This is a genomic window from Citrobacter sp. S39 (assembly GCF_009495675.1).
GTDB lineage: Bacteria > Pseudomonadota > Gammaproteobacteria > Enterobacterales > Enterobacteriaceae > Citrobacter > Citrobacter freundii.
Genome location: NZ_CP045555.1, coordinates 4,382,311 through 4,402,339, shown reverse-complemented (window position 1 = coordinate 4,402,339; position 20,029 = coordinate 4,382,311). Strand labels below are relative to the sequence as shown.

Sequence of the window (20,029 nt, the reverse complement as noted above, 5' to 3'; positions counted from 1 at the left end):
AATGTTTTTCTTTTAGGAAAGTTTTCAGGTCACGCAACATGTCATCATTAAATATTAAGCAAGATAACGTTTCGGAATTTACTGGCTATCCTCAGCCAGCGGCAAACGCAAATGAAATCGATTTAGTGAACCTAATCGAAATCTTATGGCGAGCAAGAACGAAAATTATAGCGACCGTTTTCGCCTTTGCTTGTGCGGGTATTCTGGTATCTTTCCTGCTTCCGCAAAAATGGACCAGTCAGGCAATCGTGACCCCCGCAGAACCGGTTCAGTGGCAGAGTCTCGAGAATACGTTGACCAAATTGCGCGTGCTGGATATGGATATTAGCGTTAGCCGTGGTGATGTGTTTAACCTGTTTATCAAAAAATTCCAGTCGCCTTCATTGTTAGAAGAATATCTGCGCTCTTCACCTTACGTGATGGATCAATTGAAAGGCGCTGATATCGACGAAATGGAGTTGCATCAGGCAATTGTCAGGCTTAGTGAGAAAATGAAAGCGGTTGATACTAACCTGGGTAAGAAGAACGAAACTTCGCTGTATACCGCATGGACGCTGAGTTTTACCGCACCTCATGCCGAAGAAGCTCAGTCTGTGCTGAAGGGATATATCCAGTATATTTCTGATATTGTAGTGAAAGAAACGCTGGAAGATATTCGCAATAAACTGTCCATCAAAACCAGCTTCGAGAAAGAAAGGCTGGAGATGGATCGCGTCAGACTCAAGAATCAACTGGAAGCAAATATCCAACGACTGAACTACTCGCTGGAGATTGCCAATGCCGCCGGGATTAAAAAGCCGGTCTACAGTAATGGTCAGGCGGTGAAGGATGACCCCGATTTCTCTATTTCACTGGGTGCTGACGGCATCGAACGTAAATTAGAAATAGAAAAATCAGTAACGGATGTTGCTGAAATTAACGGTGAATTACGTAATCGGCAGTATCACGTTGAGCAACTGTTAGCGATGAATGTGAGCGACGTAAAATTCACACCGTTTAAATATCAACTTACGCCTTCGCTGCCGGTGAAAAAAGATGGCCCGGCTAAGTCAATGATCGTTATTCTGGCCGCATTACTGGGTGGAATGGTGGCGTGTGGTGGCGTTCTGCTGAACTATGCCATGGTGTCGCGTAAGCAAAAAATGACGTTTATTGATCAGCAACTGGTGTGATGAATTATCGTATGGCGGCAAGCCAGCCGCCTTACGATAACGCGTGTTATTTGCTGCGTCCAAGCGGCACTACTAACGGCGTTCCGGCAACTGGATCGTCGATAATCATACAGCGCAGTCCATAGATTTTTTCAATAAGCTGCGCGGTGACGATCTCCTTCGGTGCACCCTCGGCAATAATTTTTCCATCTCGCAGCGCAATCAGATGCGTCGCATAGCGACAGGCCTGATTCAGGTCGTGCAAAACGGCGGCCAGCGTGTAGCCTTTTTCCCGGTTTAACTCACTCAGCAGTTCCAGCAGATCGATCTGATGACTGATATCCAGCCAGGTGGTGGGTTCATCAAGCAGCATAATCGACGTTTCCTGCGCCAGCACCATCGCAATCCATGCGCGTTGACGTTGTCCGCCGGAAAGGGTATCCACACTTTGTGATGCCAGGTGGGTGATACCCGTCGCCTGCATGGCGTTTGAGACCGCAATTTCATCCTCTTGCCGCCAGCGGGTAAACAGTGGCTGGTGCGGATAGCGCCCGCGGGCAACCAGCTCCTGTACCGTAATATCTCCCGGCGTGGTGGCGTTTTGCGCCAGCAAACCTATTCTTCGGGCGACTTCCTTGCTGGCATAGTGTTGAATATGTTCGCCGTCGAGCCAGACCTTGCCGTTCGCGGGCGTCATCAGGCGACTAAGCGTGCGCAGCAATGTCGATTTCCCGCAGCCATTTGGCCCGATAATCGCGGTGAAGTGACCGTCGGGAATCGACACATTGAGGTTTTCCGCCACGGTAAACTTGCCATAACCCAGCGTTAACTGGTCGCCACGCAAACGGGCTACTGATTCGGTCATTTTTTGCGGGACTCCTGAATTAACAAGACGATAAGATAAATACCGCCGAGGCTTACGGTGACAACGCCCACCGGAAGCTGATAAGGCATAAACAGCTGTTGGGCGCATAAATCCGCCATCAGCAGCAGCAACGCGCCGCACAGCGCTGACAGGGTTAATCCCCAGCGCGATGTGCCGCTTATACGTCGTGCGATATGCGGCGCGACAAGGGCAATAAAGGAGATAGGACCCGCCAGCGCGGTGGCGGCAGCGGTCAGTACAACCGCAACCAGCATCATCATCAGACGCGAGCGCTCAACGCTGACACCAAGCGCACAGGCGCTGTCATCACCCATTTCCAGTAAGCGCATCCGGCGTACCAGCAATGTGGCGCATACCAGCATGATGATAATCAGCGGGGCAGACGGCCAGGTTTTGGCCCAGGTCAGGCCATTGAGCGATCCAGCGTTCCACAGTCCGGCCGTTAGCGCGGTTTCTAATGATGCTTTCAGCAGTAGCCAGGTGTTGAACGCCACCAGCATGGCGCGTATGCCGATACCAATAATAATTAGCCGGAAGGTGTCGATCCCATTGCGCCAGGCGAGCGCCCAGACCACCAGAGAAGTCAGGATCCCACCGAGCATGGCCGCCAGCGCGATCGCGGTAAGATGCTGTCCGAACAGCACCATTGCCACCAGCACACCGCTCCAGGCACCGGTATTAAAGCCCATCACATCCGGGCTACCCAGCGGGTTACGCATCAGCGACTGGAATATTGCGCCGCTCACGCCGAGCGCTGCGCCAATCAATAGCGCCATGAGCACGCGTGGCAAACGCCATTCGGTCACCACCAGGGTAATACTGCGCGGCGCATCGCCGAGCAGGGCGGCAATAATTTGCTGGGTTTCCAGCGTAACAACGCCGCTACGCAGGCTCCATAAACCAATGACGAGACAACCTGCAACCAGCAGCAGGCTGCTGATTATCAGGCGGCGGGAGAGGTGCATCATGCGCCACCCCCGCGCAATTTACGGCGTACCAGAAAGATAAGCACCGGCGCGCCGATGAAAGCGCTGACCACCGACACGCGCAGCTCGCCGGGAACAATCAGGCGACCGATGATATCGGCAATCAGTAACAGAGAAGGGGTTGCCAGCAGGGTGACGGGCAGTGACCAGCGGTGATCCGCCCCCACCAGCCAGCGCGCCATGTGAGGTATCATCAGGCCGATAAAGGCGATAGGACCGACAATCGCGGTCGCGCTGCCGCACAGTACGGTAATAACCAGCAGGCCAATAAACTGTGTGCGAGCGACTTTACTACCAAGCGCGGTAGCTGTGTCGCTCCCGAGGCTCAGGCTATTCAGGGCGCGACTGAGGAACAGTGCGACAGCCGCGGCAATCAGTACTGGTACCAATACCACCTTCAGCGTTTGCAGGCTGCGGATATCCAGTGAGCCAGCTTGCCAGAAACGCAACTGATCGTAAACGTCCGGGTTGAGCAGTGCGATGCCGGTGGATAATCCTTCCAGCACCGCGCCCAGGGCAACGCCCGCCAGCGTCAGACGTACCGGGCTTAACTGCCCACCGCCCTGACTACCGGTAAAAGCTACGATCAGCGACGCAGCCAGAGCACCGCAAAAGGCCATCAGCAGTTGCTCTTGCGCAGAGGAAAAGCCGAACAGCGCGGCGCCCAGCACAATAGCGAAGCTGGCACCGGAGTTGACACCCAGAATGCCGGGATCGGCGAGAGGGTTACGCGTGAGCGTTTGCATTAATGCGCCAGCCAGGCCCAGCGCACCACCGGCGAGCAGCCCCGCCAGCGTGCGTGGGAGTCGCGCGTCAAGCACGATGGTGCAATCAGCGCTTTGACAACTGCCGGTGAGCGCATCCAGCACCACGGAGGCAGGTAGCGACTTGGCGCCAATAACCAGACTTAATACCGTGGTCAGAACAAGTAATAACAATAGTCCGGGCACGGCGAAGGCGCGTGTCTCGGAAACAGAGCATGACATATCAACTTCCCTGATAATGATAGTAATTATCGTTATCGATCTTATTTGGATATGTTAGCATGTGCAGCCATCGAATGGATATTGAAAAAATACCTGGTAAGGCTCTGTAATGAATCGACAATCATGGCTGCTCAATCTCAGCCTGTTAAAGACCCACCCTGCATTTCGTGCAGTCTTCCTCGCCCGTTTTATTTCCATTGTCTCTCTGGGGCTACTCGGCGTAGCGGTTCCGGTACAAATCCAGATAATGACCCAGTCGACCTGGCAGGTCGGTTTGTCGGTGACGCTGACCGGCAGTGCAATGTTTATTGGCCTGATGGTGGGCGGTGTGCTGGCCGACCGCTATGAGCGTAAAAAAGTGATCCTGCTGGCGCGTGGTACCTGTGGCATTGGCTTTATTGGCCTGTGTTTGAATGCGTTACTTCCCGAACCGTCGTTACTGGCAATTTATCTGCTTGGCTTATGGGACGGTTTCTTTGCTTCGCTGGGCGTGACTGCTTTGCTGGCAGCGACGCCAGCGCTGGTCGGGCGGGAGAATCTGATGCAGGCCGGGGCGATTACCATGCTGACGGTGCGTCTGGGATCGGTAATTTCGCCGATGCTTGGCGGGGTGTTGCTCGCGACCGGCGGCGTGGCCTGGAACTACGGACTGGCGGCGGCGGGAACCTTCATTACCTTACTACCGTTGCTGAGTCTTCCCGCGTTGCCGCCTCCGCCGCAGCCGCGTGAGCATCCGCTGAAATCGCTGCTGGCAGCATTCCGCTTTCTGCTTGCCAGCCCGCTGATTGGCGGTATTGCACTGCTCGGTTGTCTGTTAACCATGGCGAGCGCCGTCCGCGTGCTGTATCCGGCGTTGGCGATTAACTGGCACATGTCGAGTGCGCAAATTGGCCTGCTGTATGCGGCTATTCCGCTGGGGGCAGCCGTGGGTGCATTGACCAGCGGACAACTGGCGCACAGTCTTCGTCCGGGACTGATTATGCTGGCATCGACCGTAGCTTCATTTCTGTCTATCGGTCTGTTTGGCTTGATGCCCATTTGGCAGCTTGGGGTTGTTTGTCTGGCGCTGTTCGGCTGGTTGAGTGCGGTCAGTTCGTTGTTGCAGTACACCCTGTTACAGACGCAGACGCCGGAAGCGATGCTCGGGCGAATTAATGGTTTGTGGACCGCACAGAACGTCACCGGCGATGCGATTGGCGCGGCGTTGTTAGGTGGTCTGGGCGCGATGATGACGCCGGTTGCTTCGGCAAGCGTGAGTGGGTTTGGGCTGGTGATTGTCGGTCTTTTACTGCTGCTGTTGTTGGGAGAAGTGCGCCGATTCCGGCAAGTCCCCGTAAATGTCTGATCGCGTTGTGCTCTACGGATTGTAGGCCGGATAAGGCGTTAGCCGCATCCGGCGCTGGCAATTAAAACAGAGCCGACAGACGTTGCAGCAGCAGCATTGCGCTGTAGTAGTCGAGACGGAAGGTTTCCGTACCCAGGGCGTAAACACGTTTATTTTGCACGGCTGGCAGATGCGCCAGAAGCGGATTAGCGTAAATAGCATCGGCATCTTTGCTGTCGCCAGCAAACAGGAACAGCGCTTCGCCGTTCAGGCCTGCCGCCAGGTTCTCACCGCCAAGCTGGATGATATCGTGGCGTTTGCCCTGACTCTGGCTGGTATGCAAGTTGGCAGGCAGCGTTGCCAGCGTGAACCCTAACTGCTCCATCAGCTTGCCTTGCGCTGACTCAGGCGTCCACAGGTTGGCGCTGTGCGCCGCGGCGGTATATACCAGCGCGCTGACCGGCTGTGGTGGCAGGGTAATACGTTGCTTAACTGCCTGTAGTTGCTTATCAAACTTGGCAATACGCGCAGCAGCCTGTTGCTCCTGACCGGTAATTTCACCTAACTGGGTCAGCAGTGACTGCCAGCTTTTATCGTCGTAATTAATGATGAGCGTTGGCGCAATGGTGGACAGCTGATCGTACAGCGCGAGGGCAGAATCGCCCCCGGTGGCGCTTACCAGAATCAGATCCGGCATTTGCGCCGCAACGGCCTCCGCGCTCGGTTCGCCGATATACAGGCGGCTCAGTTTGCGTTCTTTTGCCACTTCGCTCCACTGGCGTAAAAAGCCCTGCGCATCGCCGATGCGATTGTTCGGCGTAGTGGCACCGCTGGCGATGACCGGGGCATCAATCGCCAGCAGCGAACCGGTGAGGGTCACGCTGGTGGAGACAATTCGCTGCGGTTTATGTTCCAGCGTATGCGTGCCGCGGCTGTCAGTAACCTGACGCGGCCAGTCGGCGGCGTGACCTGAAGAAATTCCTGAAAGAGATAAACCTGCCAGTAAGAGCACGGTGCGGCAAAAAGAGGGGAGACTCACGAATCGGCTTCCTGTTATCAATATAAGTAATGCTTCTCATTTTCATTGTTAGTGAGCAAGGATGCAAGCCAAAGTCGCACATTGTGCTACCACAAGAGTTGACATACCGCCGCTTTACTTTTAGGTTAGCGACCGAAAATATAAATGATAATCATTATTAGAGCCTTTATCATTTTTGGAGGATGATATGGATACGTCACTGGCCGAGGAAAAAACGCAGACTATGCCGACGCTCGCTCCCGACAGTTTTTTCTTTATGTCGCCGTACCGTAGTTTTACGACGTCAGGATGCTTCGCCCGCTATGCGGAACCGGCAATTGATGGCGATTCGCCAGACAGCCCTTTCCAACAAAAAATGAACGCACTGTTTGCTGATGCCAAATCGCAGGGTATCGCGAACCCTGTCATGGTCGGGGCGATCCCTTTTGACACCCGCCAGCCATCATCGCTGTTTATTCCCCAATCGTGGCAGAGCTTTTCTCGTACGGAGAAGCAGCAATCATCACGTTACTTTACCGCGCATCAGTCGCTGAACGTCGTGGAACGTAAATCGATCCCGGAACAGGACTTTTTTGAAGATATGGTCGCCCGGGCGGCTGCGCTGACGTCTACTCCGGAAGTCGACAAAGTGGTGTTGTCACGCCTGATCGATATCACCACCGATGCCAACATTGACAGTGGTGCGCTGCTGGAGCGTCTGGTGGCGCAAAATCCAGCGAGCTACAACTTCCATGTGCCGATTGAAGACGGCGGCGTATTGATTGGTGCCAGCCCGGAATTGCTTCTGCGCAAAGAAGGCGAGCGTTTCAGTTCTCTGCCGCTGGCGGGCTCTGCACGTCGTCAGCCTGATGATGTGCTGGATCGCGAAGCAGGGATCCGCCTGCTGGCATCTGAGAAGGACCGCCATGAGCACGAACTGGTGACGCAAGCGATGAAAACGGTATTGCGCGATCGCAGCCGTGAACTGCAACTGCCTTCTTCTCCGCAGCTGGTTACTACGCCGACGCTCTGGCACCTCGGCACGCCGTTTGAAGGTAAAGCCAACGCGCAGGAAAACGCCCTGACGCTGGCGTGCCTGTTGCACCCGACGCCTGCGCTGAGTGGCTTCCCACATCAGGTTGCGCGCAAGCTTATCGCCGAGCTGGAGCCGTTCGATCGCGAACTGTTCGGCGGTATTGTCGGCTGGTGTGATGCCGAAGGTAACGGTGAGTGGGTGGTGACGATCCGCTGTGCGAAGCTGTTGCGCAATCAGGTGCGTTTCTTTGCCGGAGCAGGAATTGTTCCAGCCTCTTCCCCGGTTGCGGAATGGCGTGAAACGGGGGCCAAGCTCTCCACGATGTTGAATGTTTTTGGACTGCATTAAGAGCCTTGTGGACTGGTTTTAAGGAGCAATAATGAGTATTCCATTCACCCGCTGGCCGGAAGAGTTTGCCCGCAGGTATCGTGAAAAAGGTTACTGGCAGGATTTGCCGCTGACCGACATTCTGACCCGTCACGCCGACAGCGACCATACGGCGGTTATTGATGGTGAACGCCATCTGAGCTATCGCCAGCTGAATCATGCCGCTGACAATCTAGCCTGCAGTTTGCGTCGCCAAGGGATTAAACCTGGTGAAACCGCGCTGGTACAACTGGGCAATGTGGCTGAGCTATATATCACCTTCTTTGCGTTACTCAAGCTGGGCGTAGCTCCGGTGCTGGCCCTGTTCAGCCATCAGCGTAACGAACTCAACGCCTATGCCAAACAGATTGAACCGGCGCTGCTGATTGCCGATCGCCAGCATACGCTGTTTAGCGGGGACGATTTTCTAAACGCTTTTGTGGCCGAACACAATTCAGTGCGCGTGGTGCAACTGCACAACGACGAAGGTGAACACAATCTGCAAACGGCGATAAGCCAACCTGCGACTGATTTTACTGCTACACCATCGCCCGCTGATGAGGTGGCGTACTTCCAGCTTTCCGGCGGGACGACCGGGACGCCAAAGCTGATTCCTCGCACTCATAACGATTACTACTACAGCGTGCGTCGCAGCAATGAGATTTGCCGCTTCACCGGGGAAACGCGTTATTTATGCGCAATCCCGGCGGCGCATAACTACGCCATGAGTTCGCCAGGCGCGCTGGGCGTGTTCCTTGCGGGTGGAACCGTCGTGCTGGCGGCCGACCCGAGCGCTACCCTGTGTTTCCCGCTGATTGAACAGCATCAGGTTAACGTCACTGCGCTGGTGCCACCTGCGGTGAGCCTGTGGTTGCAGGCGATTGCGGAGTGGGGCAGTAATGCGCAATTGGCCTCGCTGAAACTGCTACAGGTCGGTGGAGCGAGACTTTCCGCCACGCTTGCGGCGCGTATTCCGGCTGAGATTGGCTGCCAGTTGCAGCAGGTCTTCGGCATGGCTGAAGGGCTGGTGAACTACACCCGTCTGGACGACAGTCCTGAGCGCATCATCAATACCCAGGGTCGCCCGATGTGTCCTGATGATGAAGTCTGGGTAGCAGACGCTGACGGCAACCCCTTAGCCCAGGGAGAGACCGGACGCCTGATGACACGTGGTCCGTACACCTTCCGTGGTTATTTCAAAAGCCCTGAGCATAATGCCAGCGCCTTTGACGCCAACGGCTTTTACTGTTCCGGCGATCTGATCGCTATCGACCCGGATGGCTACATCACCGTTCAGGGACGCGAAAAGGATCAGATCAACCGCGGCGGGGAGAAGATCGCTGCTGAAGAGATTGAAAACCTGCTGCTGCGCCATCCAATGGTTATCCATGCAGCGCTGGTCAGTATGGATGACGAACTGATGGGCGAGAAAAGCTGTGCCTGGCTAGTGGTAAAAGAGCCGCTGCGCGCGGTTCAGGTGCGCCGTTTTCTGCGCGAACAGGGTGTGGCGGAATTCAAATTACCCGATCGTGTTGAGTGCGTTGAGTCATTACCGCTGACTCCAGTGGGGAAGGTAGATAAAAAACAATTACGTCAGTGGCTGGCATCACGTTCACTGGCCTGAAGGAGAAATAGAAATGGCAATTCCTAAACTGCAGGCTTATGCGCTACCAACGGCGCTCGATGTTCCGGTGAACAAAGTCGACTGGGCATTTGACCCTGAACGCGCCGCGCTGCTGATCCACGACATGCAGGATTATTTTATCGGCTTTTGGGGCGATAACTGTCCGATGATGGAGCAGGTCGTCGCGAACATCGCCGCTCTGCGCCAGTACTGCAAAGAGCATAATATTCCGGTTTATTACACCGCTCAACCGAAAGAGCAGAGTGATGAAGACCGCGCTCTGCTCAATGATATGTGGGGACCGGGCCTGACGCGTTCGCCGGAACAACAAAAGATCGTTGAGGCGCTGGCGCCGGATGAAGCGGATACCATTCTGGTGAAATGGCGTTATAGCGCATTTCATCGTTCCCCGCTTGAACAGATGCTCAAGGAAACCGGGCGTAATCAACTGATCATCACCGGGGTGTATGCGCATATTGGCTGTATGACCACCGCAACGGACGCTTTCATGCGTGACATCAAGCCGTTTATGGTTGCCGATGCGCTGGCGGACTTTAGCCGTGATGAACACTTGATGTCGCTGAAATACGTGGCGGGACGTTCCGGGCGTGTGGTTATGACCCAGGAATTATTACCGACGCCGGTTCCGGCCAGTAAAGATGCGTTGCGCAGCGTTATTCTGCCGCTGCTGGATGAGTCCGAAGAGCCGATGGATGACGAAAACCTGATCGACTATGGGCTGGATTCCGTGCGCATGATGGCGCTGGCGGCGCGCTGGCGTAAGGTTCATGGTGACATTGATTTCGTGATGCTGGCGAAAAAACCGACCATTGACGCATGGTGGGCTCTGCTCTCCCGCGAGGTGAAGTAATGGCCGGATTTGATTTTGCCGGGAAAACCGTCTGGGTAACCGGGGCGGGAAAAGGGATTGGCTACACCACGGCGCTGGCGTTTGCGAATGCAGGTGCTGAGGTGACTGGATTCGATCGCGAATTTCCTCAGGATAACTACCCGTTTACGACCGAAGTGCTGGATGTGGCGAATGCCGGACAGGTAGCTGAGGTGTGCCAGCGCGTCCTCAAAGCGCGCGAGCGTTTGGATGTGTTGGTCAATGCCGCAGGTATTTTGCGTATGGGTGCCACCGATGCGCTAAGCGCTGAGGAGTGGCAGCAGACGTTTGCGGTTAACGTTGGCGGGGCGTTCAATCTGTTTCAGCAGACGATGGCGCAGTTTCGTCGCCAGCAGGGCGGGGCGATCGTGACCGTCGCGTCGGATGCGGCGCACACGCCGCGTATCGGCATGAGTGCTTACGGTGCCTCAAAGGCCGCGTTGAAAAGCCTGGCGCTGACCGTCGGACTTGAACTGGCAGGCAGCGGTGTGCGTTGTAACGTGGTTTCTCCGGGTTCGACCGATACCGACATGCAGCGTACGCTGTGGGTCAGCGATGACGCGGAGCAACAGCGCATTCGTGGATTTGGCGAGCAGTTTAAGCTTGGGATTCCGCTGGGGAAAATCGCCCGGCCGCAAGAGATCACCAACACTATTTTATTCCTCGCTTCCGATCTGGCCAGCCACATTACATTACAGGATATCGTGGTGGACGGCGGTTCCACGCTGGGGGCATGACGATGATCTGGAAACGTCATTTGACGCTGGATGAACTCAATGCCACCAGTCAGAACACGATGGTGGCGCATCTGGGAATGGTCTATACCCGACTGGGTGATGATGTGCTGGAAGCCGAAATGCCGGTGGATAGCCGAACGCATCAGCCGTTTGGCCTGCTGCATGGCGGCGCGTCGGCGGCCCTGGCGGAAACGTTAGGTTCGATGGCGGGTTATCTGATGACGCGTGACGGGCAGTGTGTGGTGGGGACGGAACTAAACGCCACGCATCATCGGGCGGTATCGCAGGGGAAAGTACGCGGCGTTTGTCAGCCGTTGCATCTTGGGCGTCAAAATCAAAGCTGGGAAATCGTCATCTTTGATGAGCAGGGACGACGCTGTTGCACCTGCCGTTTAGGCACGGCGGTGATGGGGTGAAAGATAAAACGCGTCTGAGCATACCAGACGCGTTTTTGTGTAGATTACCAGCTATAGTGCAGGTTAACGCTGCCACTGAGATCGCTGAAATCGTTGTTTCCTTTCTGCCCTGTTGCCTGCGCGCTAATGTTCCATTGATTGTTGATAGCGGCCTGGATCCCGAGTTTTATTTCAGCGCGATCGGCGGGAAGATCCAGGTTTACCGCTGAGTTATCAAAGGATACCGCCATATCATCGGTCATATGTAGCCAGTTGACTTCGGCGAATGGCTGAAGAACCGCATTGGTTGTCGGTGACGAACCCTCGACGCGAAGACCGAGGCGAGTGGTCCAGTTTTCGCTATTTTGACCGTCAATACGCGTATTGTGTGCTTGCACGCTGTCCGCTTTGTAGCTTTGCCAGACAACCTGTAATTGCGGTATCAGACTTAACGATTGGTTACTGGCGAAGTCCATCGTATATCGATAGCCGCTTTCCAGAGAGAGCGCGTTGGCGGTTGAGTCGTAATGTGTTGTTCCTGCATCACCGTTTTCAACGCTATTATCGTAGAAACCATATTGATACCAACTGTCGACATACCAGCCACGATGACGCATAGCATCAGCATACCAGGTTGCGTAAACGCCCAAATTGTAGCCGTCGATATCTCCGGTGGCTGAAAACTGGCTGCCATCTGCGCCGCGGTTTCCTGTGCTATCTGTACTGCCATTGATATAGCTTCCCATGAGTCCCAGCGTCAGACTTTGCTGACCGTTGTTCCAGGTGGCGATATCCCGGCCAAGTTGGAACTGGACGGAATCGCTGTCCATGTCGACATTTCCATCCGCAGCAGTAGAGTCCGTGTTTCCGCCTTTTACACGTAGCCATAAGTCGCCTTCATGTGAACGATACTGGCTATCTTCACGGTCGAAAAGCGTTTGCATTTGTAGCTCGCGAGCCAGCCACTGATTCCCCAGATAAGCGCCGATATCGGCACGGTATTGTGGATTTGATGGTTTACCGTCGCTGCCGCCGTCGTCGGGGTCGACAGGGGTTACGTCGCTGCCGCCGTCGTCGGGGTCGACAGGGGTTACGTCGCTGCCGCCGTCGTCGGGGTCGACAGGGGTTACGTCACTGCCATCGTCGTCAGGATCGACAGGAGTAATATCTCCCCCGTCATCGGGTGTCTCCGCCTGTGAGCGTAAATACCAATTTTCATTATCTTCGTATAAGCGATATTCGTACGGCCCAATCAGGACCCGATTGCCCAGCGAGAAAGCATCATCTGTTGATGTACCGCCAACATTCACAATTTCAATACCCTGGTCGGTGAATGCGCCTTCCCCTCCAGCCTGGTTGATGTACAGCGTGGTTTTACCGTCCACGTCACCCGCTACAATCAGTTCATCGGTCGGCGAGCTATCGTCGCCTAAATAAGTATTGAGTGTCAGGTTACCGCCAGTGCCAGTGTAGTTGCCGTTAATAGTCAATGTATTGCCCGGCGTCGTCCCGGAGCTTGCGATACTGCCCTTGTTGGTGACATTACCGTTTATGATAAAACCGCTTTGGGCGGCAGTATTATCGCCAAAGCGTAATGTTCCAGCGTTGTCCACGTTGCTGTTAACGGCGCCATTGCCACCTAAGGTTGAACCTTGCCCGACGGTGACATACTGCTGACTGCCTGCGGCACCAATAACGCCTGTCTCTGTTAGCCATAACGTCCCCTCCTGCACGGCGGTGGTACCGCTATAGGTGTTATTCGACGTCAGAGTGAGTGTGCCTTCTCCTTTTTTGGTCAGGCTCTTACCGTCCCAACCGCTGCGCGTGTCTGATGCGACGTCTTCCAGTTGGCTATTGACAGTAAACTGCTTGCCGCCATCGAGGGTGAATGTGCCGTGAGCAGGGGTGGCGACGGAGCCAGACTGTCCGGCATACCAGCTCAGGCCAACACCCAATTGGTATTGGGTGTTATCTGTGGCGCTGATTTGTCCGAATACTGACAGGTAATCCGGTATTGAGTCAGTATCCGTTGATAAGCTGGCAAAATCTTCGGTGATTGCAGTGTCTGTATCAATCAACGTAATAGTTTCAATGTCTTGTAATTGAGCGTCAGAGGTGAATGTGCCGATATCCAGCGCATTGCCGCTATTACTGATATGTAAATCACCGCCTAACGCAATCTCACCCCCGGTAATCAATGGTGCGCTATTGGCGCTGGCCAGGGCTGCTGCGCTAAGATCAACATTCAGGATGCTACTTTCCAGCAACGTCAGGCTATTAGCATGTAATGTGCTGTCGGCTGCCAGTTCTACGGTACCCGCATTGTCCAGCGATGTCAGGGTTGAACTGTTAGTAACGAGCCATTTTCCTTGATCGGCGAGCGTAAGGCTAAGCTCAGAGTCCAGGCCGCGGGTGTTAAAGTCGTGATTGATGGATGTTGCGCCCTCAAAATAAGATCCCGCATCCATTGTCAGATTGATATATCCCCAGCCGCTGTTAACGATGTCGCCGATAATCGTCTTTTTTCCCGTACCGTTGATGGTGCCACCGGGCAATATATTGCTGCCGGACGACACTTTAGGTACCCAGATAGCGATTCCATCGTCGTTGGTTTTAATCGTTGTGTCACCACTCAGATTGACGATGCCGCCCTGTTGAACCATAACGCCAGAAGCGTTGATGGCTCCTGTCATGTCGATGTTCATGTTGCTGGCATTAATAATGCCTGCGCGGGTAAAACTGTTATCGCCTATAGCCGAAAGCCCGTAGGAATTGGCTCCGTTCATAATGATGTCGGTATTGGAGATATTAATAGTTGAACCACTAAATTGTGCTGATGCGCCATAGCCTCCCGAGGCATAAATTGTGTTTCGATTATCCTGAGAACCGTTGAAATTGATCGTTGATGGGTCAGAAAAAGATGTATTGGCTATCAGCCCGTACGTTTTGGCGGTGTCGCTTCGTCCGTCGATCGTACTGCCTTCACCAATATTAACGACGGTGGCATACATGCTACTTTGGGCTGTTATCGCTGTTCCTTGCGCTGTTTTTACCGTCAGGTTATCCGCGTCAAGTTCCCCGTATCCTCGGCCAGTGAGGTAAATAGTTGATGCCGTTCCGGTGGCGCTGATGGAACTGCAGGAACCGAGATCTACCAGACCTCCCTCTATACGGATACCTTCGGTTTTGCCGCCGGTCACTTCAATTGTCAGGTTTTCGGCATGTGCAGCGGCAGTGACGTCTTCTTTTTTTGTCGCCGAATAATCTCCGACAAACAGACCATATCCTTCGGAAAAGCCTGCCACGGTTATGGTCGAGTCGTGGCCAAAGTCGATGTTGCCTGAGATGTCTGCGCCGCGGCCACTTGTGTGTTCTGTAGAGGTAGTGGATACATCGATCGTCAGGTTATTAGCAGCGATCTGACTTCCCCTTCCTGACGTCAATCCATAGGCCGTTCCACCTGGAGTGGAGAGCGTTATCTTACTGCCTTCACCCAGATTAATATGGTTGTTTGACCCTGTCTGGATTCCATAAATCATCACGGTATTTGCTGAGTCTGCCGTTGTGACATCGATAACCAGGCCGTTCGCATTGAGCGTTGTATCTTTGCCGAAATAGAGACCACTGCCTCTCTCGGTACCACTGTTGATTTCTATGTGGGTGTTGTCTCCCAGATTGAGCGTGGTTTTCTCTGCCCTGGAGGTATCGATACCCGTCGCTTTACCGGCGGAGTGGGAGGTGACATGAATGGAGCCGCCATCCATGGTGAATGTATTACCGCCATCATAGAAAAAGACACCGGTACTATTTCCGTTCTGGGATTCAACGTTGATTTTGCTTCCTTGCCCGAAGTCGAGAGATGAATCCATACCGTGAATATAAACACCATAGGCGGTGTTGTTACTGGCAACGTTAATTAATAGGTTGTTGGCATCGATGCGAGTACCTGGATTTACTTTATTAATGTAAACACCATTTGTTGAGTTTGTAGTGGTTGAACCGGTATCGGTTACGTTAATCTGTGTATCGTTTCCTAAATCATTTATCACACCGTTATCGAGTTTAACGCCGATTGAACCGCTATCCCCCGTAACGTTAATTGATGCCTTACCCTCAATTTGCACTCCTTGACCACCGGTCACGGTGCTATCGATACCCGTCCCTCCTGATAATGATGTTATAGTGTCACCATTGTTCAGGATGATGGTTTCTCCGCTCTGTGGGCCTTTATCTGCGGCAAGGGCGGCGCTGGTCATGATGCCGACGGTTGATAAAAGCACCCCGGCAACGGTGGTTCGTACCCGGTTATCGCCACGAGAGCGTTCTGACACGACGATGAACATGTTTCGCGCGATATTCCAGACAATGCGATAGCATTTATTCATTATTTATATCCTTATAAAATTATGCCGCTATTAATGAATAACATTCTGCGTAAAATGATTTTGGATGTTTCTATGTATGCTTTTTAAATATATGTTAGAAGGTGGTGGTGATATTTTTATGTAATTTCACTTAATCAATGTTGCATTGGATTATAGGTAGGGGGTATCGCTAAAGGTAGCTTTTGATGTCTGATTATTTATCAGGATTAATAAAAGCATTCCATGTATAAAAAATGAGAATATCCTAAGATTATTAATGGTTTTATAATTAAGGATGTTTCTACTTATGGTTTTAAAATAAGGGCACATCGCCAGAGTGATGAAATGCTAAATAATTATAATTTACTGTAAATGTATCTATGTTGATGATGAATTCTGTAATTGGCCTCCTGGGCAAGCAAAACGCTGGCCCAGCCGCATAAGTAACGTAATTGTTTCAGCTATAGTTGTAGCAAAGGTGATCCAGTTAACAATGCAATGTAAATAGTCAGTGATGTCTCAGGTTTATGTGGTTGTCAGGTTGTTAAAATCAGGAAAGATGTTATAGAAACAAAATGTAACATCTTTCTGGATCACGCAAACGGACAACAACTATGAATAAATCAGGGAAATACCTCCTCTGGACATTGCTCTCCGTTATCGGAGCATTTGCCCTGGGATATATTGCGTTAAATCGTGGTGAACAGATCAACGCGTTGTGGATAGTCGTGGCGTCAGTCTGTGTCTACCTTATCGCTTACCGTTTCTACGGCCTGTACATCGCGAAAAATGTACTGGCGCTGGACCCGACGCGTATGACGCCAGCCGTGCGTCATAACGATGGTCTGGATTATGTACCCACCGATAAAAAAGTACTGTTTGGTCACCATTTTGCGGCGATTGCCGGAGCGGGTCCGTTAGTTGGACCGGTGCTGGCGGCGCAAATGGGCTACCTGCCGGGTATGATCTGGCTGCTCGCCGGGGTGGTACTGGCAGGGGCGGTGCAGGACTTCATGGTGCTGTTTGTTTCTACCCGTCGCGATGGTCGTTCCCTTGGCGAACTGGTGAAAGAAGAGATGGGCCCTACGGCGGGTGTTATTGCGCTGGTGGCCTGTTTTATGATCATGGTGATTATCCTCGCGGTACTGGCGATGATTGTCGTGAAAGCGCTGACCCACAGCCCGTGGGGAACTTACACCGTAGCGTTCACTATCCCGCTGGCGATTTTTATGGGGATTTACCTGCGCTATCTGCGCCCGGGCCGCATTGGTGAAGTGTCGGTCATCGGTCTGGTATTCCTGGTGTTTGCCATTATTTCCGGTGGCTGGGTAGCGGAAAGCCCGACCTGGGCACCGTACTTTGACTTTACCGGCGTACAGCTGACCTGGATGCTGGTGGGCTACGGTTTTGTCGCCGCCGTGCTGCCGGTGTGGCTGCTGCTGGCCCCGCGTGATTACCTCTCTACCTTCCTGAAAATCGGCACCATTGTTGGTCTGGCGGTAGGGATTCTGATCATGCGTCCGACGCTGACCATGCCAGCTCTGACCAAGTTTGTTGACGGTACTGGCCCGGTCTGGACCGGTAACTTGTTCCCGTTCCTGTTTATCACCATTGCATGTGGTGCGGTATCTGGCTTCCATGCGCTGATCTCCTCCGGTACCACGCCGAAGATGCTGGCGAATGAAGGGCAGGCTTGCTTTATCGGCTACGGTGGAATGCTGATGGAATCCTTTGTCGCCATTATGGCGCTGGTTTCCGCGTGCATCATCGATCCGGGCGTGTACTTTGCGATGAACAGCCCGATGGCGGTGCTGGCTCCTGCGGGCACGGTTGATGTAGTGGCTTCTGCGGCACAGGTAGTCAGTAGTTGGGGCTTTGCTATTACGCCAGATACTCTGCACCAAATCGCCAATGAAGTGGGTGAGCAATCCATTATCTCCCGCGCAGGTGGTGCGCCGACGCTGGCCGTCGGGATGGCGTACATTCTGCATGGCGCACTGGGTGGCATGATGGATGTGGCGTTCTGGTATCACTTCGCCATTCTGTTTGAAGCTTTGTTTATTTTGACGGCGGTTGATGCCGGTACACGCGCTGCGCGCTTTATGCTGCAGGACTTGCTGGGCGTGGTGTCACCGGGCCTGAAACGTACCGATTCGCTGCCAGCGAACCTGCTGGCGACGGCGCTGTGCGTGCTGGCCTGGGGTTACTTCTTACACCAGGGTGTGGTGGATCCTCTGGGTGGTATTAATACCCTGTGGCCGCTGTTTGGTATTGCTAACCAGATGCTGGCCGGTATGGCGTTGATGCTCTGTGCTGTGGTGCTGTTCAAGATGAAACGCCAGCGCTACGCGTGGGTGGCACTGGTCCCAACCGCCTGGCTGCTGATTTGTACCCTGACCGCTGGCTGGCAGAAAGCGTTTAGCCCGGATGCAAAAATCGGCTTCCTGGCTATCGCCAACAAATTCCAGGCGATGATCGACAGCGGTAACATTCCGGCGCAGTACACCCAGTCGCAGCTGACGCAGCTGGTGTTTAACAACCGCCTGGATGCGGGTCTCACCATCTTCTTCATGGTAGTTGTTGTGGTGCTGGGTCTGTTCTCCATCAAAACTGCGCTGGCAGCATTGAAAGAGGACAAACCAACTTCGAAAGAGACGCCGTACGAGCCGATGCCAGAGAATGTCGAAGAGATCGTGGCGCAGGCGAAAGGCGCGCACTAATATTCTCTTAACCAATGAGCCCTCTCCTGAATGGGGAGGGCGTTTGTACGACAGGGAATCACTATGTTTGAAACACTCGCCAAAGCCGGGAAGTATTTAGGTCAAACCGCCCGATTAATGATAGGTGTGCCGGATTACGACAACTATGTTGAACATATGCGCGTCACGCATCCGGACCAAACGCCAATGACCTACGAAGAATTTTTCCGCGAGCGCCAGGATGCGCGATATGGGGGGAAAGGCGGCGCGAAGTGCTGTTGATTTTTTGCCGGATGGCGCTGACGCTTATCCGGCCTACAACATCGCATTTGCCGTTATAATTAGTCGTCGTAGGCCTGATAAGGCGAAGCCGCTATCAGGCATCCCATACCCTAATCATACCGTAAACGACTCTACCTTTTCGAATGCTGCGCGCAGTGTCTCCGGCGTTAACGTTACCGGCAGGGCGTGAATGGACTCCACCGGGCGCAGGGTGTGCGTAATCACTTTGTCGATTTCTGCGCGATTATTGATGTCCACGTCCAGTTGAGCTAATCGGGTTGGCAGGTTGAAGCGCTGATAGGCGGTAATTAACTGCGCCAGCACGTCATCTTGTCCCAACAACGCACTCTGCACCAGGATGCCGTACGCCACTTTAGTGCCATGTAAAAACTTCTCTGTTTGTGGGAGGACGGTCAGGCCATTGTGAACAGAATGTGCCGCCGCCACGCGGGTGTAGCGCTCGCCCAGACCACCAACCATGCCGCCTCCGGCAATAATCGCATCCACTACATCGCAAAACGCGCGGTTTAACGAGCCTTGTTGTTTGTCTGTCAGCGCCTGCTCGCTGCTTTCCAGCAGGACGTCGCGGATCGTCTGCGCGGCATCGATACCCAGACGAACAGTTAATGGCAGGTTTTCTGGCTGAGGCGCAAGCACGACGGCCTCGTACCACTTCGCCAGCGTGTCGCCGATCCCCGCCAGTAGATATTCCTCTGGCGCATTGAGAACGATCTCGGGTTCGACCAGAACGAGGAAATTGGCATCAGGGAAAATTTCAAAATGCAGCGCCTGGCCTGCATCGTTATACCAGACGGAGAGCGGCGTCCAGGCAGCGCAGGTCGCCGCAATCGTAGGAATACCGACAAACGGCAGATCCAGACGACGGGCCAACGCTTTAGCGGTGTCGAGCAATGTTCCTCCGCCCACGCCAATCACCACGCTGCGATTCTCTCCCGACTCTTTTGCCAGTTGAGCAACATCGGTTTCGCTGCAATGTCCCGTAAACAGCAGGCGCTTAGCCTCGGCGAGATGAAATGTCTCTGGCAGATAAGGGCGGGCCGCATCGATAGCACGCTCACCATAAACCCACACGGCGCGTGAAAGTTGGTCGGCAGTGAAAAAGTCGTTGAGTCTCGACAGGCTGCCGGGATGGGAAAAATAGTTGGCCGGGCCGGTGACGACGCGAATCTCGGTATTACTCATGTTGTGTTGTCCTTTGGCTGTCCTGTCCAGGCAGGTTATTTTTATATAGACGTCTGAACGTCTTGATTGCCAAATACTAGCAT

At 53.7% G+C, this 20,029-nt stretch carries 15 protein-coding genes; 9 read left to right on the top strand and 6 right to left on the bottom strand.

The window, feature by feature from the left end; translation table 11 throughout:
* The first annotated feature begins 38 nt into the window (after nucleotides 1-38).
* The gene (wzz(fepE), locus tag GFB57_RS21110; protein WP_003022021.1) at nucleotides 39-1,172 is read left to right on the top strand and encodes an LPS O-antigen length regulator Wzz(fepE); all 1,134 of its coding nucleotides are present in this window, start codon (nucleotides 39-41) and stop codon (nucleotides 1,170-1,172) included.
* A gap of 46 nt (nucleotides 1,173-1,218) precedes the next feature.
* Here the strand turns inward: wzz(fepE) and fepC are convergent, their stop codons facing one another.
* The 3 genes from fepC to fepD are packed head-to-tail and all read right to left on the bottom strand — an operon-like array spanning nucleotide 1,219 to nucleotide 4,009.
* Nucleotides 1,219-2,016: an iron-enterobactin ABC transporter ATP-binding protein gene (gene fepC / locus GFB57_RS21105; protein ID WP_003022023.1), complete on the bottom strand. Its 798-nt coding sequence runs from the start codon at nucleotides 2,014-2,016 to the stop codon at nucleotides 1,219-1,221.
* Nucleotides 2,013-3,005, bottom strand: coding sequence for an iron-enterobactin ABC transporter permease (gene fepG / locus GFB57_RS21100; RefSeq protein WP_003022026.1), 993 nt, complete (start codon nucleotides 3,003-3,005; stop codon nucleotides 2,013-2,015). The genes fepC and fepG overlap by 4 nt, the downstream gene beginning before the upstream one ends.
* The gene (fepD, locus tag GFB57_RS21095; RefSeq protein ID WP_290366900.1) at nucleotides 3,002-4,009 is read right to left on the bottom strand and encodes a Fe(3+)-siderophore ABC transporter permease; all 1,008 of its coding nucleotides are present in this window, start codon (nucleotides 4,007-4,009) and stop codon (nucleotides 3,002-3,004) included. Before fepD ends, fepG begins: the two co-directional genes overlap by 4 nt.
* Before the next feature lie 109 nt (nucleotides 4,010-4,118).
* Between fepD and entS the strand changes: the two genes are divergently transcribed.
* A complete protein-coding gene (gene entS / locus GFB57_RS21090) occupies nucleotides 4,119-5,354 on the top strand; it encodes an enterobactin transporter EntS (RefSeq protein WP_003022033.1) in 1,236 nt (411 codons plus the stop codon).
* 61 nt (nucleotides 5,355-5,415) lie between these two features.
* Here the strand turns inward: entS and fepB are convergent, their stop codons facing one another.
* Entirely contained in the window at nucleotides 5,416-6,372 is a 957-nt protein-coding gene (gene fepB, locus GFB57_RS21085; protein WP_003022037.1) for a Fe2+-enterobactin ABC transporter substrate-binding protein, read from the bottom strand.
* A 187-nt stretch (nucleotides 6,373-6,559) separates the two neighbouring features.
* On the opposite strand from fepB, the gene entC reads away from it, so the two are divergent.
* From entC to entH, 5 genes are read left to right on the top strand one after another with little or no spacing between them, the layout of a single operon-like run.
* Nucleotides 6,560-7,735 carry an isochorismate synthase EntC gene (gene entC, locus GFB57_RS21080; RefSeq protein ID WP_003022040.1) on the top strand — a complete coding sequence of 392 codons (1,176 nt, stop codon included), beginning with the start codon at nucleotides 6,560-6,562 and terminating at the stop codon, nucleotides 7,733-7,735.
* Between the two features lie 31 nt (nucleotides 7,736-7,766).
* Complete coding sequence (gene entE / locus GFB57_RS21075; protein ID WP_003022042.1) at nucleotides 7,767-9,377, top strand: (2,3-dihydroxybenzoyl)adenylate synthase EntE; 1,611 nt, start codon at nucleotides 7,767-7,769, stop codon at nucleotides 9,375-9,377.
* A gap of 13 nt (nucleotides 9,378-9,390) precedes the next feature.
* Entirely contained in the window at nucleotides 9,391-10,248 is an 858-nt protein-coding gene (locus GFB57_RS21070; protein WP_003022045.1) for an isochorismatase, read from the top strand.
* Nucleotides 10,248-11,003: a 2,3-dihydro-2,3-dihydroxybenzoate dehydrogenase EntA gene (entA, locus tag GFB57_RS21065; RefSeq protein WP_003022049.1), complete on the top strand. Its 756-nt coding sequence runs from the start codon at nucleotides 10,248-10,250 to the stop codon at nucleotides 11,001-11,003. Before GFB57_RS21070 ends, entA begins: the two co-directional genes overlap by 1 nt.
* Nucleotides 11,004-11,005: 2 nt before the next feature.
* Nucleotides 11,006-11,419, top strand: coding sequence for a proofreading thioesterase EntH (entH, locus tag GFB57_RS21060; protein ID WP_003022055.1), 414 nt, complete (start codon nucleotides 11,006-11,008; stop codon nucleotides 11,417-11,419).
* A 44-nt stretch (nucleotides 11,420-11,463) separates the two neighbouring features.
* On the opposite strand, the gene GFB57_RS21055 is transcribed toward entH, so the two are convergent.
* Nucleotides 11,464-15,783, bottom strand: a complete 4,320-nt coding sequence (locus GFB57_RS21055) for an autotransporter outer membrane beta-barrel domain-containing protein (protein WP_048231815.1) — start codon at nucleotides 15,781-15,783, stop codon at nucleotides 11,464-11,466.
* 593 nt (nucleotides 15,784-16,376) lie between these two features.
* On the opposite strand from GFB57_RS21055, the gene cstA reads away from it, so the two are divergent.
* Both cstA and GFB57_RS21045 read left to right on the top strand, forming a co-directional pair.
* On the top strand, nucleotides 16,377-18,482 hold the full coding sequence (cstA, locus tag GFB57_RS21050) for a pyruvate/proton symporter CstA (protein WP_003022061.1): 2,106 nt from the start codon (nucleotides 16,377-16,379) through the stop codon (nucleotides 18,480-18,482).
* Nucleotides 18,483-18,545: 63 nt separating this feature from the next.
* Nucleotides 18,546-18,743, top strand: a complete 198-nt coding sequence (locus GFB57_RS21045) for a YbdD/YjiX family protein (protein WP_003022064.1) — start codon at nucleotides 18,546-18,548, stop codon at nucleotides 18,741-18,743.
* 114 nt (nucleotides 18,744-18,857) lie between these two features.
* Here the strand turns inward: GFB57_RS21045 and GFB57_RS21040 are convergent, their stop codons facing one another.
* A complete protein-coding gene (locus GFB57_RS21040; RefSeq protein WP_003022066.1) occupies nucleotides 18,858-19,946 on the bottom strand; it encodes an oxidoreductase in 1,089 nt (362 codons plus the stop codon).
* Nucleotides 19,947-20,029: the final 83 nt, after the last annotated feature.

Bases quoted from the DNA above. Each gene is read 5' to 3' on its own strand.
- fepC (WP_003022023.1), bottom strand. From the start codon at position 2,016: ATGACCGAATCAGTAGCCCGTTTGCGTGGCGACCAGTTAACGCTGGGT.
- fepG (WP_003022026.1), bottom strand. From the start codon at position 3,005: ATGATGCACCTCTCCCGCCGCCTGATAATCAGCAGCCTGCTGCTGGTT.
- fepD (WP_290366900.1), bottom strand. From the start codon at position 4,009: ATGTCATGCTCTGTTTCCGAGACACGCGCCTTCGCCGTGCCCGGACTA.
- entS (WP_003022033.1), top strand. From the start codon at position 4,119: ATGAATCGACAATCATGGCTGCTCAATCTCAGCCTGTTAAAGACCCAC.
- entC (WP_003022040.1), top strand. From the start codon at position 6,560: ATGGATACGTCACTGGCCGAGGAAAAAACGCAGACTATGCCGACGCTC.
- entE (WP_003022042.1), top strand. From the start codon at position 7,767: ATGAGTATTCCATTCACCCGCTGGCCGGAAGAGTTTGCCCGCAGGTAT.
- GFB57_RS21070 (WP_003022045.1), top strand. From the start codon at position 9,391: ATGGCAATTCCTAAACTGCAGGCTTATGCGCTACCAACGGCGCTCGAT.
- entA (WP_003022049.1), top strand. From the start codon at position 10,248: ATGGCCGGATTTGATTTTGCCGGGAAAACCGTCTGGGTAACCGGGGCG.
- entH (WP_003022055.1), top strand. From the start codon at position 11,006: ATGATCTGGAAACGTCATTTGACGCTGGATGAACTCAATGCCACCAGT.
- GFB57_RS21055 (WP_048231815.1), bottom strand. From the start codon at position 15,783: ATGAATAAATGCTATCGCATTGTCTGGAATATCGCGCGAAACATGTTC.
- cstA (WP_003022061.1), top strand. From the start codon at position 16,377: ATGAATAAATCAGGGAAATACCTCCTCTGGACATTGCTCTCCGTTATC.
- GFB57_RS21045 (WP_003022064.1), top strand. From the start codon at position 18,546: ATGTTTGAAACACTCGCCAAAGCCGGGAAGTATTTAGGTCAAACCGCC.
- GFB57_RS21040 (WP_003022066.1), bottom strand. From the start codon at position 19,946: ATGAGTAATACCGAGATTCGCGTCGTCACCGGCCCGGCCAACTATTTT.